18 protein-coding genes and 1 tRNA gene are annotated in these 16,254 nt (G+C 55.3%); 2 read left to right on the top strand and 17 right to left on the bottom strand.

The genetic code is table 11. The features are described from left to right. Positions 1–202 precede the first annotated feature (202 nt). A complete protein-coding gene (locus FC18_RS11440; RefSeq protein ID WP_056976353.1) occupies positions 203–1,153 on the top strand; it encodes a helix-turn-helix domain-containing protein in 951 nt (316 codons plus the stop codon). Between the two features lie 202 nt (positions 1,154–1,355). Here FC18_RS11440 and FC18_RS11435 read toward each other — a convergent pair whose 3' ends face one another. The 3 genes from FC18_RS11435 to racE form a co-directional block, all read right to left on the bottom strand. Then, positions 1,356–3,269, bottom strand: coding sequence for a hypothetical protein (locus FC18_RS11435; protein WP_156660911.1), 1,914 nt, complete (start codon positions 3,267–3,269; stop codon positions 1,356–1,358). Between the two features lie 198 nt (positions 3,270–3,467). Next, a complete protein-coding gene (locus FC18_RS11430) occupies positions 3,468–3,977 on the bottom strand; it encodes a YfcE family phosphodiesterase (protein WP_054675751.1) in 510 nt (169 codons plus the stop codon). 10 nt (positions 3,978–3,987) lie between these two features. Further along, the gene (racE, locus tag FC18_RS11425; protein ID WP_054675747.1) at positions 3,988–5,421 is read right to left on the bottom strand and encodes a glutamate racemase; all 1,434 of its coding nucleotides are present in this window, start codon (positions 5,419–5,421) and stop codon (positions 3,988–3,990) included. Between the two features lie 306 nt (positions 5,422–5,727). On the opposite strand from racE, the gene FC18_RS11420 reads away from it, so the two are divergent. After that, positions 5,728–6,171, top strand: a complete 444-nt coding sequence (locus tag FC18_RS11420) for a DUF2507 domain-containing protein (RefSeq protein ID WP_054675744.1) — start codon at positions 5,728–5,730, stop codon at positions 6,169–6,171. Positions 6,172–6,222: 51 nt separating this feature from the next. Here FC18_RS11420 and trxA read toward each other — a convergent pair whose 3' ends face one another. The 14 genes from trxA to FC18_RS11350 form a co-directional block, all read right to left on the bottom strand. Next, a complete protein-coding gene (gene trxA, locus FC18_RS11415; protein WP_056976351.1) occupies positions 6,223–6,534 on the bottom strand; it encodes a thioredoxin in 312 nt (103 codons plus the stop codon). 85 nt (positions 6,535–6,619) lie between these two features. Next, complete coding sequence (locus FC18_RS11410) at positions 6,620–8,980, bottom strand: endonuclease MutS2 (RefSeq protein ID WP_054675740.1); 2,361 nt, start codon at positions 8,978–8,980, stop codon at positions 6,620–6,622. Positions 8,981–9,078: 98 nt separating this feature from the next. After that, positions 9,079–9,624, bottom strand: coding sequence for a CvpA family protein (locus FC18_RS11405; RefSeq protein WP_054675737.1), 546 nt, complete (start codon positions 9,622–9,624; stop codon positions 9,079–9,081). Between the two features lie 12 nt (positions 9,625–9,636). After that, entirely contained in the window at positions 9,637–9,879 is a 243-nt protein-coding gene (gene zapA, locus FC18_RS11400) for a cell division protein ZapA (RefSeq protein WP_054675733.1), read from the bottom strand. A 175-nt stretch (positions 9,880–10,054) separates the two neighbouring features. After that, entirely contained in the window at positions 10,055–10,552 is a 498-nt protein-coding gene (gene tpx, locus FC18_RS11395) for a thiol peroxidase (RefSeq protein WP_054675730.1), read from the bottom strand. 67 nt (positions 10,553–10,619) lie between these two features. After that, positions 10,620–12,056 carry an APC family permease gene (locus tag FC18_RS11390; RefSeq protein ID WP_054675726.1) on the bottom strand — a complete coding sequence of 479 codons (1,437 nt, stop codon included), beginning with the start codon at positions 12,054–12,056 and terminating at the stop codon, positions 10,620–10,622. A gap of 139 nt (positions 12,057–12,195) precedes the next feature. Next, a complete protein-coding gene (locus FC18_RS11385) occupies positions 12,196–12,717 on the bottom strand; it encodes a GNAT family N-acetyltransferase (RefSeq protein WP_054675721.1) in 522 nt (173 codons plus the stop codon). A 25-nt stretch (positions 12,718–12,742) separates the two neighbouring features. Beyond that, on the bottom strand, positions 12,743–13,192 hold the full coding sequence (locus tag FC18_RS11380; RefSeq protein WP_054675717.1) for a MarR family winged helix-turn-helix transcriptional regulator: 450 nt from the start codon (positions 13,190–13,192) through the stop codon (positions 12,743–12,745). Positions 13,193–13,346: 154 nt separating this feature from the next. Further along, positions 13,347–13,547, bottom strand: coding sequence for a cold-shock protein (locus FC18_RS11375; RefSeq protein WP_054675713.1), 201 nt, complete (start codon positions 13,545–13,547; stop codon positions 13,347–13,349). Between the two features lie 231 nt (positions 13,548–13,778). Beyond that, positions 13,779–14,384, bottom strand: coding sequence for an ECF transporter S component (locus FC18_RS11370; RefSeq protein WP_056976349.1), 606 nt, complete (start codon positions 14,382–14,384; stop codon positions 13,779–13,781). Positions 14,385–14,535: 151 nt separating this feature from the next. Continuing rightward, positions 14,536–14,922, bottom strand: coding sequence for a DUF3021 domain-containing protein (locus FC18_RS11365; protein ID WP_054675709.1), 387 nt, complete (start codon positions 14,920–14,922; stop codon positions 14,536–14,538). An 11-nt stretch (positions 14,923–14,933) separates the two neighbouring features. Continuing rightward, positions 14,934–15,380: a LytTR family DNA-binding domain-containing protein gene (locus tag FC18_RS11360; RefSeq protein ID WP_054675706.1), complete on the bottom strand. Its 447-nt coding sequence runs from the start codon at positions 15,378–15,380 to the stop codon at positions 14,934–14,936. 149 nt (positions 15,381–15,529) lie between these two features. Further along, a tRNA-Leu gene (locus tag FC18_RS11355) sits at positions 15,530–15,615 on the bottom strand. 112 nt (positions 15,616–15,727) lie between these two features. Next, on the bottom strand, positions 15,728–16,219 hold the full coding sequence (locus tag FC18_RS11350) for a SprT family protein (protein ID WP_056976347.1): 492 nt from the start codon (positions 16,217–16,219) through the stop codon (positions 15,728–15,730). Positions 16,220–16,254 lie beyond the last annotated feature (35 nt).

The following is a 16,254-nucleotide window of genomic DNA, read 5'->3' as shown; positions in this document are numbered from 1 at the left end:
AATTCAGTAACGTAAACCGCTAATTACCGATTGGTTGGCTCATTTCTGTTGTGCCGCGCCAGATGTGGGTTTAGCTGCAACACCAAAAGAGATTTGCACATGGTACAAATAACATATATGATACTTCTCGGGGAACTTTTAAAATATTTATGGGAACGGCACGCGCTTTGCACAGCCCATAAAACAAGGGAGGTATACACGTTTGGATACCAATTCGGCAAAACACAACGAACCATTAGGTCAAAAAATTAATGAATTGCGTAAGCAGAAGAACATTACGATCAACCGCTTGTGTACATACTGTGGCATTTCTAAGGCAACTTACGTTCGGATAATCAACGACAAAACCGAGATTCGACTTAGCGTCCTGCAAAAAATCATTGCGCTGCTCCGGATTGACTACCGCGAACTGAGCGATACTAGTACCCAAATGGACTTGCCCGTGCTGGTTTTGCAGCGGCTGGAAAAACTGATTTATGCAGTCAGTCCCGATGCTGAGCACCTGGCGCCAGAGTTCTACACCTTGCAGCAGCGCATCCACGACCGCGCCATCTCCGGCCATAACGATGGATTCCGCGAACTGGACCAGTTATGCCGGATTGTGAGCGCGCGGGCGCAAGACGAGCTGCAGGTAAGCCGTGATGTGGCCACGCAGTTAATTCAACGACCCGCCGCTTATGGCGCCTGGACGGCCTTTGAGCGCGGCCTCGCCATCGACGCCATGCCCTTTTTGCCCTACTCCCAGATTGTCACCGTGGTGACCCGCATTAAGCACGACGCCTTGGACTGCAGCGCTGAGTGGCCGGAACCAGCCTTGTACACAGACCAGATGAACCACATGTACCTGTTCTTACTCGCTGCCGCAGTCGATACCGGCCAGCTGATTCCCATGCGTAACGCCATCACCACCATCAATAAGTTTGCGATGAACGGCGACAACATGAACTTCCGACTCGTGCGCCAGCTCGCCCACATCTGTAGTCTGCACCTCGACCGGAACCACAAACAAGCGATGAGCCAGAGCGTTTTGGCCGAATCCGCCGTCGACTTCTTGGGTGCACTCGACGCAACCGACGAGCATTCCGCGATCGAGCACATCGTGACTAATTGTTTAACCGCGATTGAAGCAACAGATTGGTCTGCGATTAATTAGACTTTATTTATACCTATATAAGTTTATTACGGTAAAAATTAACCCATGGTCCCCACCAATTTTCGGACGTGAAATTAGTCACAATACGCCAAATGTGGGCCAAATCAGCTGCACAGCACCAAAAATGGTCCCCAGCAGGACAGACACAGCCTGCTAGGGACCATTTTCATTTTGCTTGTGACTACTTACGTAAGCATTTGCGTTATTTATCTACTCGCTTGCGGAAAAATCCGTGCGCGGTTAGTACTCCCACCAGACCACTAACAGCAAACACAGCCCACATCCAGGGCGTGGCCGCCAGTAACATGGTCGTGCGGCGACTAGGAACATACCGCAGTGTCAGCGTGTTCCGGCCCGCTTTTTGGTGCACAATCAACGCGCCGATATCCGTGCGTGCATAATCACTGGCATCAAGTCGCCGCCCGTTAAGCCGGACCTGCGTGTGCGCGTAGGCGACTGCGGGCACCTGAATTTCACCCTTATGCTTAGCGTCCCAGCTAATAATAAGGCGTCCGTTGCTGCCAGCACGCTTCGTGAACTTCCCGTCGACGTTTTTGGCAACAATTTGATCATAGTAGATTACATACGGGCTGGCATCGTTGATGGTTTGGGCCTGCTCCGCGTAGGCATTGGCGTCAATCTTGTTGCCAATTTGGCCCTTAGCCGCCGTTTCTGGTGTGGTCACCAGCACGGTCTGGTTGTGGTACAGCGCGTACTGGCTATTGTTTTGCAGCCAGTCAACCGAAGCTGCCGGCACGGGCAAATAATCCGGCGTGGCCTTGGTCACCATCTGCAGGGGCAAACCCAAATCCGTGCCGGTGAACGCCGTCCGAATTTCCGTCATGTCCGTTGCCTGCAGCGTCACACTGGACGTTGACTGGAGTAATTTGGGCTTATTCCATTCATCCGCAATCCGGCCGACATCCGACAGCGTTTGGTAGCCCACTAACACCAGGGCAAACGCCAAAATTCCGGCCACGACTTTGCGCCCGTTCACGGTCAAAGCCGGTGTCACCGCCGACAGCGTCCGCGCCAGTCCCGCCAGCAAGAGCAAGGTGGCTACGGGAGCGAACCGGGACGGGAACTGCAGGTAACTGCCCACGATGTTATGCTGGGCAACAATCGTGTTCCACGGAATCAGCGCCGACGAGAGGACGAGGAAAAAGGCCCCCGTCGCCGTCAAAATAATGTCCGTTTGGCTACGTTTGCGCCGCAGCACCACCGCCGCGATTTGGGCGATGAACGCCACGGTGCACACCAGGCCGAGGCTGCCACCCAGGGTGCCGCGGCCGTAGTTGCCCAAAGACAACTTGCTCGTGTAAGTGCCCGAATTCAGCGGCATGTACGGGGCCAGTACGTGGTTGGACCCGAAGACCTCAAGCATTGCCCCCCAGACGTTCGCCGTCAGTAAGAGGACAATGACGATGCTGGCTAATAGTTCCAGCACGAGGCGGAGTTTGTGCTGCGTCCGCCAGAAAGTTACGACAACAAACGGCACCATCGCGACGGCCACAATCACTAAGCTTAGCGCATGCGTCTGTACCAGCATGGCCGCACTCCCGGCCAGCGCCCAGATTGGCACATGCTTGTCTGGGTGACGCAACATGTACACACCACAAGCAAGCACGAAGGGTGACAATGCGGCCCCCCAGCCCATGAATTCCTGAGTGGTCAGCCACGCGGGCACCCACCCGGTCAGCATGAAGATGAGGCTCGCAACCAGCGCGTACCGCCGGCGGCTGCCCGCCACGCGCACCAGGATGTAGGCCCCAAAGCCCGCGAGCATTTCAATCAGCACGCCGCTGAACAACTCGAACCGAATCCACGACCCGGCGTGTAGGAGCAGCCACCCCAATCCGTATGCGAGGTATGGCCCGTAAAGCGCGTTAACAATCCGCCCAGTCTGTTGAAAACCATAATTGCTTTGGAAATAACTGAAATTATGGTGCGTAATCTGCTGCGCAACGTCATAGAAGCGGTTGAAGTGGAACAACGCATCCATGCCCACGATTAAGCTGTGATTTAGGTACTGCGGGAGCACTGTCAGGATTGCCACCAAAATGATGACCCCGGCCGCAACCGCTTCGTCGCGCCACACACGCGGAATTTTTCGCAAAACGTTCACCTCACACATTTAGTTCACCACCTGCGCGGCGAACCCGTCCCTTCCACTTTACGAGAAAAACCGCGTTTTTGCCACTATTTGCCGTGAATCCACCTTTTTCTTAAAAGTTAAACACCTTACCCCGGGGTAAAGGCGGATAAATAAAACGCTCCGAGTTGTCCACAGGGGATAACTTGAAGCGTCAATTGCCTAGTTAAATTGCTGGGTCAATTCCGGTACGATGCCTTTGCGCGATGCGAACTGCACCGTCACGGCCTTGCCGTCAACATCGATGAGGGCGTAGGTGCCGCCGAGGCCGCGCAGCTCGCCACGAGGCTGGCTGATACTGCCGGGGTTGATGCAGACCACGCCGGCATGCTGCTCCGCCATGGCCACGTGCGTGTGGCCATAAATCGCGATGCGGGCGCCCACTGCGCGCGCAGCTTCTGTCAGCTCGTTGCGCCCGAAGCCAACGCCGTACAGGTGCCCGTGCGTCATGAAAATCGTGGTGCCCTGAATGGTTTCCGTGCACGTCTTGGGGAAGTCCCGGTCAAAGTCCATGTTCCCCAGCACCGCATGGTAGGTTTGAAACAGCGGATTGCTAGCCTGCAGCTCCGAATCCCCGGCGTAAAAATAGCCGTCGAGATCAGGATACTGCACCAATAGCTCCTGCAAAATCAAGTCATCACCATGGGTATCACTAACTGCCAGTATCCGCATGTTCAGCCTCCTATTTAGCGTCCAACTTCTGTCCCAGGGCGCGCAGAGCGTTACCCCGGTGGCTAATCGTGTTCTTTTCATCCGTCGTCAGTTGCGCCAGCGTGCGGCCGAGTTCCGGCACGAAGAAGAATGGATCGTAGCCGAAGCCGTTGTCCCCTTCTGGCAGGGTACCAATGCGACCCTCAACGCTGCCTTCCGCCACCACGTCGTCTTCCGGGCGGTCTGGGTGGGCCAGCACCAATACGGAGCGGAAACGGGCGGTGCGCTTAGCGGCAGGCACCCCACCCAGTTCCGCGAGCAATTTGGCATTGTTGGCCGCGTCGTTGTGCGCATCCCCCGCATACCGGGCCGAGAAAACCCCGGGGGCGCCATCAAGGGCGTCCACCATCAGGCCGGAGTCATCCGCGAGTACCGGTAGACCCAGCTGCTGGGCATAGCCATGCGCCTTGAGCGTCGCGTTTTCTTGGAAAGTCGTCCCCGTCTCGTCAACCGGGACCACGTCCGGGAAGTCAGCCAGGCCGCGAACCTTGACCCCGCGGTTCGCGAAGAACTCGGCGATTTCGGCCACCTTGCCCTTATTACTGGAAGCCACGACAATTGTCTGCCCCGGCGTCGCAATGTCTTCCACGTAATGGTCAGCCTCTGTGCTAATATCGGCGTGCTTGGCGGCGATATCGTCCAGCTGCAGCCAATCCGCCGCAATCTCCTTGAACATTCCGGGGTGGCCGGTGGTGTAAAATGCACGGGTGCCGACGCCGCTTTGGTCGTTAGCCAGGCCGAAGTAATCCAGCAGCACGGACACTTCACTGACGGTCTCGGCCCCGGAATCAATCAGCTTCACGTTTTCGCCCATCGTTTGCTGGATAAAGGGCCGGAGCAGCGGGTAGTGGGTGCAGCCCATGACCAGCGTGTCCACGCCCGCCGCCACCATTGGCGTCAGCGTCTCACGCACCACGCGCTCAGCAATGGGGTCGGTGTACTCATTGCTTTCCACAATCGGCACAAACTTCGGAGCCGCCAAACTCGTCACTGCTAACTGGTCGTTCCGCCGGTGCAGCGCCTTGGCGTACGCGTCACTACGCACGGTACCTTCCGTGGCAATCACGCCAATTTTGCCCGTCTGGGTGGCCTTGACGGCTGCGCGCGAACCGGGAACAATCACGCCAACCACGGGGATATCGAGGTGGGCCTTTAACGTGCTCAAAGCCGCCGCGGTGGCCGTGTTGCACGCAATGACCAGCATCTTAATGCCTTTGCGGCGCATGAAGTTCGCCATCTGCCAGGTGAAACGCACCACCTGTTCGGCCGGCCGGGGTCCGTACGGCAAGCGGGCCTGATCGCCCAGGAACACCACGTTTTCGTGGGGCAACTGGCGCAACGCCTCCTTGACCACCGTCAGACCACCAACACCCGAATCAATAAAACCAATTGGTGCTTCGTTCATCTGCTTATTCCTCCTACATAACTGCATTGACCGCGTATCTTACGCATCGTGCGCCATGACTGAATTGATTGCTTCAGTTGGTGCACGCCGATAAAACCCTGAAACTACATTGTTATCCGCTTCCAGCAAAAAAACAAGTCTTCTAACGACATGTTAACCTAATTCTAAGTCGCCAGCCGGTCATTTGCGCCGACTGAATGTGGAAGTCTTAAACAACCGTAACTGATTGCGTTTTTTTGCCGCGAACAATGTTTTTTGCGCCGGCAATTCTGTATACTGAATGTATTATCTAGGAGGCGGAACCCCATGGCGGAACCACAATACACGGAATTAATGAACGCGGACACGAACACCCCATTTTTCGGACAGTTAATGCTCCGGGATGTTGTGTTGCCCGACCTACTTGGACAACAATCAGGCTCGATTAGTTACTTTGCCGGCCGCGACCTCGCAATGCGGTTGCCAGTCGCCGACGACCAGATTCCAGCCCTCTTCACGGCGCTGGGCCTTGGCACCCTGGCACAGGACAAGATGAAACTGAAACTACGGACGTACACCCTGTCCGGCACCACAGTTACCACCCGCATCAAGAACTTCAAGACGGCTGATTTTCAGCTCGAAGCTGGCTTACTGGCCCAGCTGATTCAACAAAAGCTCGGCATGACCGCCGAAGCCACCAGTGAGATTCACGGCACGAATGTGTTGCTCACCGTCGGCATCGACCCTAGCGAGGAACAACCGCTGCTATAGCAGTAAACGCAAAAAGAGGAACGGCACGCGGCCGTTCCTCTTTTTGTGCAATTAAGCGGTGTACTTGTTCAGGATGTCCGTCAGCTGGTCCTTGGTGTGGTAACCAACAATCTGCTCAACGACCTTGCCGTCCTTCTTCACAATCAGGGTTGGAATTGCCTGAATGCCGAAGCTCTTCGGTGTCTCTGGGTTGGCATCGACGTCCATCTTGGTGAACTTAACGTTGTCCATGCTTTCGTCCAACTTCTCGATGACAGGTGACTGCATCCGACATGGGCCACACCAGGTTGCCCAGAAATCGGTGAGCACAACACCGGTATCGGTCTCAGCTGCAAAATCTTGATCAGTTACTACTTTAACCATGAGAATACCCCCTATATTGCGCCAGCTCGCCTGACGCTTACCTTTTGTAAGTTAATTATACATGATTGGGCGCGCTTTAGCAATACTATTTGAACACCACAATCGTTGCCCCGCTACCGCCCGCATTCGCCGGTGCGTAGCCGAACTTCTTCACGTTGCGGTTGCGCTTCAGGTACTCAGTCACCCCGTTACGAATCGCACCCGTCCCGAGCCCGTGGACAATGGTGACGGTTGGGTAGTTCGCAAGCAGCGCGGCGTCGATATAGCGATCGAGGTTGGCCATGGCTTCGGCGTACCGCTGGCCACGCAGGTCAAGCGTGGCGCCCGGACCGCTGTTGGCGCCGCCCTGGACGTGCGCAACCTGACGCTTCGGCTTAGTCTGGTTCGGCTCCTTGAGCTTCTCCAGCCCGTCTTCGGCAACGGTCAACTTGATGATACCGACTTGGACCTGCCACTGCTTGTTGTCCAGTTTCTGCACGAGCGTCCCGTTCTGGCCGTACTGCAACACCTTGACCGTGTTGCCGACCTTAAACGACTGCTTTTCGCGGGCCTTGCGCAACACCTTGTTGTTCGCCAGCGGCTCGTCTTCGTGCAGTTGCGACAACCGGGTCTTGGCATCAATCAGCTTGTTGTCCTTGATCAAGTGCGGTGCCTGCGTCTGCAGTTTGCGCAGCTCCTTGATAATCTTGTCGGCCTCATCCTGCGCGTGCATCACCAACGCGTTCGCCTTGGCCTTAGCTTCCTTCAGCTGCGCGTCCTTGCGCGTGTTGAGGTCAGCGTAGGCACTCTCCAGTTCATTATGCAGCTTGGTGGTTTCGTCCAGTTCGCGCTGGAGGTTGGAATCGGTCATGGCAGCTGCCTGCCGTTCCTTCTCCAGATCCGAAATCATGTCGTTCAGTTCGTGCGAGTCGCTGCTAATCAACAACTTCGCCCGGTCGACGATGTCTCCGTCAAGGCCGAGGCGTGCGGCAATCTCGAACGCGTTACTGCGCCCCGGCACCCCAATCAGCAGGTGGTAGGTCGGCTGCAGGGTGTCGACGTCGAAGGCCATCGAGGCGTTAATCGTCCCCGGCGTGTTGTAGCCGTACAGCTTTAATTCAGGGTAGTGGGTTGTGGCCACCACATCCGCGCCGATGGTTCCAACCGCATCCAGAATCGCAATGGCCAGGGCGGCCCCTTCTTGCGGGTCAGTCCCGGCGCCCAGTTCGTCAAACAGCACCAGGCTGTGGTCATCGGTGTACTTCAGGATATCGACAATGTTGGCCATGTGCCCGGAGAAGGTACTAAGGTTTTGCTCAATCGACTGTTCATCCCCGATGTCCGCGAAGACGTTGCTGAAAATGGCGACGGTGCTATCCTCGGCGGCCGGAATGAACAGGCCGGCCTGGGCCATAATCTGCAGCAAACCCAGTGTCTTCAGGGTGATGGTTTTACCACCGGTGTTCGGACCGGTAATCACAATTGCCTGGTAGTCGCCGCCGAGCTTAATGTCGTTTGGCACCACCTTGTGTGAATCCAGCAGTGGGTGCCGCGCATCGTGGAGGTCAACGAGGCCTTTATCCGAAATGTGGGGCTCGGTCGCCTTGATTTCGGCCGCGTACTTGGCCTTCGCGTTGATGAAGTCGAAGTGGCCTAACACACGCGCGTTGTCGAAGAGCTGGTCGATATACGGCGTCACCTCTTCACTAAGTTCCGCCAGAATGCGGGCAACTTCTTGTTCTTCCCGCAGCTGGGCCTGGCGCAGGCGGTTGTTCATGTCCACGATTGCTTGTGGCTCGATGAACAACGTCTGTCCGGAGGCACTCTGATCGTGGACCACCCCGCCGAAGTGGTTCTTGTTTTCGGCGCGCACCGGAATCACGTACCGGTCATCGCGAATCGTGATGATGGGGTCGCTCAGGTACTTGGCACTGTTGCCACGCGTGAAACTCTCCATCCGTTCGCGAATCTGGCCTTCGAGGGCCTTGATGGCGCGGCGAATGCTGCCTAATTCCGCACTGGCCTCATCCGTGACGTGCCCATCGTCTTCAATGGACGTCTTCAGTTTGCGTTCCAGGGCCGGCAGCACCGTGAGCTGGTCTTGTAGCTGGTAAATGCGGCGCAAATCAATGGTTTCGGCCATGTCGGTCAAGAAATCATCGACGCCACTAACCGTCCGCAACACGCGGCTAATCCCGGCCAGTTCTTCACCGTTCAGTACGGCGCCAATCCGCACTCGCTTCAGGCTTTGGGCGATGTCCGGCAAACCAGGCACAGGCAGGCCACCACGGAGCCGCAAAACATCGGCGCCATCCGCGGTTTCCGCCAGCATCTCTTCAACTTTGTCGGCGTGCGCGCGTGGTTCAAGGCGCGCCGCCATTTCTTGACCCTTAGCCGTGACCGTGTAGCGCCCAAGGCTTGCACGAATCCGACCGAACTCCAAGGTCTGGAGTATTTTTTTACGCATGTTTCTCCCTCATATCTTTAACGATAACGATTAATTCATATTAGTCTGGCTGCCCGCAACGGGACGAAAAAAGGCGCGGTATTAACCGTGCCCCATCTCTAAGCATTGACAATCCACCAGTTAGCCAGTAACTGGGAAAGAATTGGTGTGTATCGAACCATTAATACCGCCATGTGCGAATTCCCCAGCATGGTCTGAATCCCGTCGACAGGGATGAACGCAACCAGGTACAACAGCATGGTCATAAACACGTACCCGCACAGGAAGTTCATCACGCCACCCGCAAGCCAGTTAACAGTCTCATCGCTGGCCGGCGCGAACTGCAGGTCATTAACCGTCAGCGCGATTAAGTGCACCACAATCCAGCACAGCGCGAGCACGAACATGAACGCCGCCGCGTAGTAAAACGCCGAATCCAGTGTTACCCCAACGCTATTCGTGAAAAACACAAACTTGCTATCCGGCGTCGCTGATGGATATGGAATCCATAATTCTAATAATGGTCTAAACACACCCGCCAAGAGCCGGGCAATAAAAAAGCTGATAATGTAGCCCACCGTGTAGACCCCCTGCAACTTCATGCCGCGCCGGGCGCCCGTGTAAAAACAGTAGGCTAAAAATATCAAGACAACCAGTGATAACATCCAAATCCTCCGCTAACCTTGCGCTCCGTCAACTTGCTGCTGTGTCTGCGCAGAAACCTGCTGCGACAACGCGTTAAACGCAAGCAAAACCGCTGCGTCTTCACGACTCAGTTTGGGCTGGAGACGGTGAATCTGGGCCAGCTGATCATTTAGAATTTGCGTCACGGCGTCGAAATGAGCCGTGCTGCCGGGGCCGATTAACGTGTAATTCCGCCCCGCAATGTTTGCCTTGTACCGTCGTTTGTCTTCCGCCATGTCCGCACCTCCTTTAGCTTCGATTGCTGAACGACCAACCAATCTAAGCACAATTATGTCTCTGATTTTACCATTAGTCTGGGGGCAAAGCAAAATGCACTCGCACGTGTCTGTCCGGCGACAAAAAAATAACCGCCTTGCCCCCACATCCTGACGGCAAAACGGTTAAGGTTGATTAGTTCTGGTGGGTCTCCAAGTACGCCAAGGCGCTGGAATAGTCGGGCTCTTCCGTCTGTTCGAGCACGAGCTCACGGTAGACAATCTTCCCATCGGCATCGGCAATCCAGACACTGCGCGCGTCCGTGTTGTTTTCAGCCACGTACAGCCCCATTGCTTGACCGAAGTGCTTCTCTACATCTGACAGCAACACCATGTTCTGCACGCCTTCTGCCGCACACCAGGTTTGCTGGGCACTCGGCAGATTAGTGGAAACGGTGATGAAGTTGATATCCGTGAAGTTCGCTGCGTTGACGTTGAACTTCTTGGTCGACAGGCTGCAAACGCGGGTGTTGATATCCGGTACGACACTGATTAGCGTCAGTTTACCCGCAAAATCAACGGGTGTGACCTTGTCCCCCGCCGCACCCGTTAACGTGAAGTCCGGTAGCTGCTGGCCAATTGTTGGTACTGCACCATTAGTTGTTTGCACAATTCCGTGACGTGTAATCTCCATGTCGCGTCCTCCTTTATTTTGCTTCTCTACTTATTTTAACAAAGTAAAGGGACTAAACACAAGGACGTTACTTCTTCTTATCCGCCAGCGCTGAGTGCCGGATCCCGTACGTTAGGTAAATCACCAGCCCGATGACAAACCAGATGCCCGAATAGAGCTTGGCCTGAATGTCCAGGCCCATAAAGACCGCCAAGGCGCCCAGGAAGGCAATCGCGGGCAAGACGGGGTAGAACGGCATCTTGAACGCGGGGTTCGCAATGTCCTTACCTTCGCGCGGTCGCAAGCGGTAAATCCCGAGGGCGACGAACATGAAGGCAATGAGCGTGCCGGCCGAAATCAGCTGGGCGAGGAATTCAAACGGGAAGAAGGCGCCAATCACCACGCCGATGATGGTGAGCGTCAGCAGTGCGTTGTTCGGCAGGTGGTTGTGGTTCAGCTTGCCCAAAAACTTCGGCAGCATCCCGTCACGACCAAAGCTGTACAGCAGGCGCGAACCCGCCATCATCATCCCGATGAGCGCGGTGAACATCCCGATGACCGCCACGGCCTCAATCACGATGGCAGCCATTGGGTGGCCCGCCTGCGTCAAGGCCCAACCAACTGGGGCCGCGTTGTTCGCGTACTTGTGGTAATCGAACATCCCCACGAGCACCAGCGAGACGGACACGAAGAGGATGACAGCAATAATCAGGGAGCCGATAATTCCGCGTGGCATCGTCTTTTCGGGGTCCTTAGCCTCCGCGGAGTTGGCCGCGATGGAGTCAAACCCGATGTACGCCAGGAAGATCATGGAGACGCCGGCGTAAATCCCCTGCCAACCACCAAATGCGGTGCCATCAGCATTCAGGTGGAACTTCGGAATGAACGGCGTCAAATTCTCGATGTGGATCGCAGTCAGCCCGATGCCGACGAAGGCGAGAATGGCAATCACCTTCAGCACCACGAGGATGTTCTCCACCCGCGCCGCATTGCTCAGGCCGCGCGACAACAGCAGGCCAACCAGCACCATGACGACGACCGCGATAATGTCGACAATCCCGCCGTTAGTGCCCATGGGGTTCGCCAGCGCGTTAGGCATGTGCACCGAGAATGTCGCCAGCAGCCCGCGGAAGTTCGCCGACAACCCCGAAGCAACGAACGCCACGGCGATGAAGTATTCCGCCAGCAACGCCCAGCCGGCAATCCAGCCGAACACTTCGCCAAAGACAACGTTAATCCAGGAATACGCCGAACCGGCAAACGGCATGGCCGCGGCCATTTCGGCGTAAGCAAAGGCCACAAGCCCCGCCACAATTGCCGCCACCAAACAGGACAGCGCCACCGCGGGCCCCGCATGCGTCGCCGCAACGACCCCAGGCAGGGTGAAAATCGTCGTGGACACAATCGTCCCCACACCAAGTGCTAAGAAATCTTTCACCTTCAGCACCCGGGGCAGATGTGAATCCTTATCTTCGTAGACGCTCGGATCTTCCTTTTTAATCAAACGTTGCCAAAATGCGCGCATGCCAGCCTCCTAATTGGTTTAGACCACACCCCGCCACAGCAATGAAAAATAATAGCGAAATGTGAATTTGCATGTTTTCCATTGTAGCAGAATTTGACACACAAGGACAACTGAATTAAGTCACAGTGAAAATCTGGGCTTAAACCTGCACGTCCGCTTCCATTAACCAATCGTGCTGCGGGTCGTCGCCCACAACGAAGGCATGCTCCCCAACTTTTTTAAAACCCCGCCGCTGATAAAAATTCTTGGCCGGTTCGTTGTGCTCCCATACGCCCAGCGCAATCTTCGTTTTGCCCAGAGTCTGCGCCAGCTGCAACGCGTGGGCATACAGCAGGCTGCCCAGTCCGTGGCGCTTGTACGTAGGCAGAATATAAATCCGTTCTAGCTCCAGTGCGTTCTGTGCCAACACGTCCGCCGTCACTGCCGCATCAACGTTCAATTTCATGTAGCCCGCCGGCACATCATCAATCGTAACGAACCAAAACGTCGTCCCGGGCGTCCGCAACTCGGATAACAGCTGCTCTGGCGCGTACGCCGTGGCCAGGAACGCCTGCATGTCTGCCGGGGCCGTATTGGCGTTGAACGTGTCCGCGAAGGTGGTGCGGGCCATGTGCACCAGCGTGTCGATATCTGCTTCTGTCACCCGTCGAATTTGTTTCATCAATAAGTCCTTTCGTTTGCCGCGACTAATACCGCCGCTTGCCGCCATTTTTTACTAGTTGCCAATCCGCATCAATGTTGGTCGCCATCTGGTTGAGCAAGCGCGTTAGTGTCGCTTGTTCGTCTGCGCTCATGCCTGCCACCGCCTGGTTCAGGGAATACAAATTCTCCCGGTGAATCGGGCCGTAAGCTGTCTGGCCCGCAGTCGTTGCGTACAGCAGACTCGACTTCGCGTTGGCCGGGTTCGCCCGCTTTTCAACTAGCCCCTGGTGGCAAAGTTTAGCCACACTGCGCGCCACTGTCGCCCGATCGACTTTCAGCTCATTGACCAGCTGCTCCTGAATAATACCGGGCTGTTCAACGATGCGCACTAAGTATAAATATTGCCCGCGCGTAAGCTCCAGGTCGCGGAATTCGATATTCGCGATGCCATCCAGTGCGCGCGCCACCACCCCAATTGCCCGTAATGCATCCATGCTGACCACCTGCTTTCTGATAAACATTATACACAGGTATGTTGCAATTGCAACACGCAAAATGATTCAACCCCCGTTTTAGCCAACAAAAAAACACCGCCCGCATTGCCCCCGTTAAGCAATACGTTCGGTGTTCAATTCGGTTCAGGTAAAATTAGTCTTTGTTGACGTTAACTGCCTGAGGACCGCGGTCGGACTGTTCAACTTCGAAAGTTACAGCCTGGCCTTCTTCGAGGGTCTTGTAACCGTCACCCTGGATTGCGGAGAAGTGTACGAAGACATCGCCGCCGTCCTGACGAGTGATGAAACCGTAACCCTTTTCAGCGTTAAACCACTTAACTGTGCCGTGTTCCATTATAGAAATTCCTCCTTGCGCATCAAGCGCGAACTGATATGCATTTCTTGTTTGGTGCAGACGGAAGAAAGTCTTAGAACCTCGAACCCTGACCATTCAAAAAGTACATGTTTATCATAGCACGCGCCAATATAGCATGCAAGTAATAGCAAAGCGGAAGCCTGAATCATTTCTGGCTTCCGCTAATATTTATATTTTCATATTAAAGCATTATAACCGTGCTGAAAACGCTTAGTCGCGGCGGAACCGTACCAGTGCCTGCCCTAGTAGCGGCGTCACAATCCCGGCCGCAATGGCCTCGGCGATGGCGTTCACCCCGAGCATCGCAATCATGATCCAGCCCAGGTTGGCGCTGCTGGCCCCATTGCCCACCAGCGTTGCGGCCTTGCTCGCGTAGAACAGCCACGTGAACGCAATCACGAGCAGCGTGTTCGTGAGCGCACCCGCGATGCCGGCGAAGATCATCTTGATGGTGCCCACCGTGCCCGTGCGCATGCCGGGCCGAATCTGGTTGAAGATCAGGCCGGCAACCACGCCGGTCATGAGCCGCGGCACAATCGCGATGATGGGATTGTGGAACAGCAGCAGAGACAACGGATCAGCAGGCCGCGTGAAGGCAACAATCAGGCTGGTAATCCCCCAGATGAGGCCAAGCTCGGCCCCACCGCTAGTCCCCAGCATGACGGCCCCAATGATAACGGTCAGGTGAATGGTCGTAATCGAAACCCCACCGAAACTAATATAACCAATCATTGGTACGAACGACTGAACAATAATGAGTGCTGTCAGTAACCCCAAGGTACTAATACGATATGCTTTAGAACGTGTTCGGTTCAAAATACTGTCTCCTTTACTCTTGAACAAGAATTAGCACCACAGAGTAACTACCTCTGCTAAGTGATGAGTAAATAATAACAGTCACGTTCCTGAAGTGCCATGGTCCGGCAACATGCAAAAGTAAAGAAAAGGTTAAGGCACCGCGCAAACATTAGTGTTGACGCAGTTTGGCGTTAATTTGCCGCACCGTGATTTGGGCCTGCAGCCACCAAGCAAGCCAGACAAGCAGATAGATGATGATAAAGGGCAAGCCAAAATTGAGCCAGGCAAAACTGCTCAGCCAGTCCCAACCGAAGACAAAATTTGCGCCGACCAAACAGAGTAACGTCGCCAGCATGTGGCTAACCATCGACTGAACAAAGCTGAGGCGGTCGGTCTGCAGCAGCCAGGAGAACGCGCCGATAACCGCGCTGGTCAGAATCAATTCAAGCGCACGCTGCGGTGACAACGTGAAGAGCTGCCAGTGACAAGCCAGGCTAACGACGTAGATTGCACAGCCCACCAAAACGCCCTGCAGCATATTTTTAATCATTTGCATGTCTAGTCCTCCTACAACCCAACGCTACGTTTCAACTGCGGCAAGAATTTGCGACTGACCACAATCTTGGTGCCAGTTGACATTAATGCCAACATATTGCCGGAAAAGGCTTGCTCCAAAGACCGCAAATGCTGAATGTTCAGCAGCGAATTACGGCTGACCTGGACAAAATTCGGTGCGGTCAGGCGCTGCAATAACCCATTCAGTTGTCCTGCATACTCATACGTGGCTTCCGTGGTCGTCAGCGTCAGGCGCTCGCCGAGCACACTGGCCGCCACAATCTGCTGGCAATCGACAATCACAATCCGATCGGCAACCGGGATGGCTAATGTTGCCGCCGCCACGCCGTTTTGCAGGCGCGCCATGAGCGTTAATACCTCAGGCGATAGCGCCGCCGCCCGCACAATCACCTCGGGCTCAGCACTTGCGCCCGCGACTTGTTCAAATTTAACCTGCATATTCCCTCACCTCATCTATGCCCATAGCATACGCCATCGCCCGCATTTCGTCCCGACTTCGGGGCTGAGTGGGTGCAATTCAGCCCTGAACGGTCAAATTGAGGGCACAAAAAATCCCCCAACCATCATCTGGTTGGGGGACGCTGTTATGCGGGTGAAAGGACTTGAACCTTCACGGCCGTAATTGGCCACAAGATCCTTAATCTTGCGCGTCTACCAGTTCCGCCACACCCGCATCATTGGTAGTGCTCCTTAACAGGAACAAGAACTAGTATACGGGGAAGCACGAACGATGTCAACAAATTTGCGTGAAATCCGTCACATTTTTGTCCCGCAAGCGCCCAAGCCTACCCGATTAGCCCTTCTGCTTGCAGCTGGGCCGCGCTGACTACGGCCACGCCCACCAGGTGTCCGCGACACTTGCTGCAGACGTACCGGTTGGTGTTGAAGCGGCGACGCCGGGGGTACTTCTGCCCACAGCGTTGGCACTGATAAACATAATAAAATTCGTGGTCACTTGCTGGCGGCGCGGGCGCGAACCGCGTCCCGCCGACCCGGGCCAGTAGTGCCTTGAAGTCGGCGTCCCCATGCTTATACCCGCGATGCATGCGGTACAAATGGTAGTGGGTCAATTCGTGTTTAATCACGTCATCGCGCTGGGCTTCAGTGTAACCCGCAAACAGTTTAACGCTGAAATCCAGGCTCATGGTTGCCGGTAAAAACCGCCCCGCAGCACGGCGCAAACGGTTATTGTACACGGCCCGGTCAGTGAATGGTAAGTGGAAGAATTCCCGACTAATGTATTCGACCCGCGCTTGCAATTGCTGCTGCGTTAACATCGCTGATTCCCCCCCTTTTCGTGCAAATATCCTGC

The organism is Lacticaseibacillus sharpeae JCM 1186 = DSM 20505 (assembly GCF_001436225.1).
Classification (GTDB): domain Bacteria; phylum Bacillota; class Bacilli; order Lactobacillales; family Lactobacillaceae; genus Lacticaseibacillus; species Lacticaseibacillus sharpeae.
This window is presented reverse-complemented; position numbering and strand designations above follow the sequence as displayed.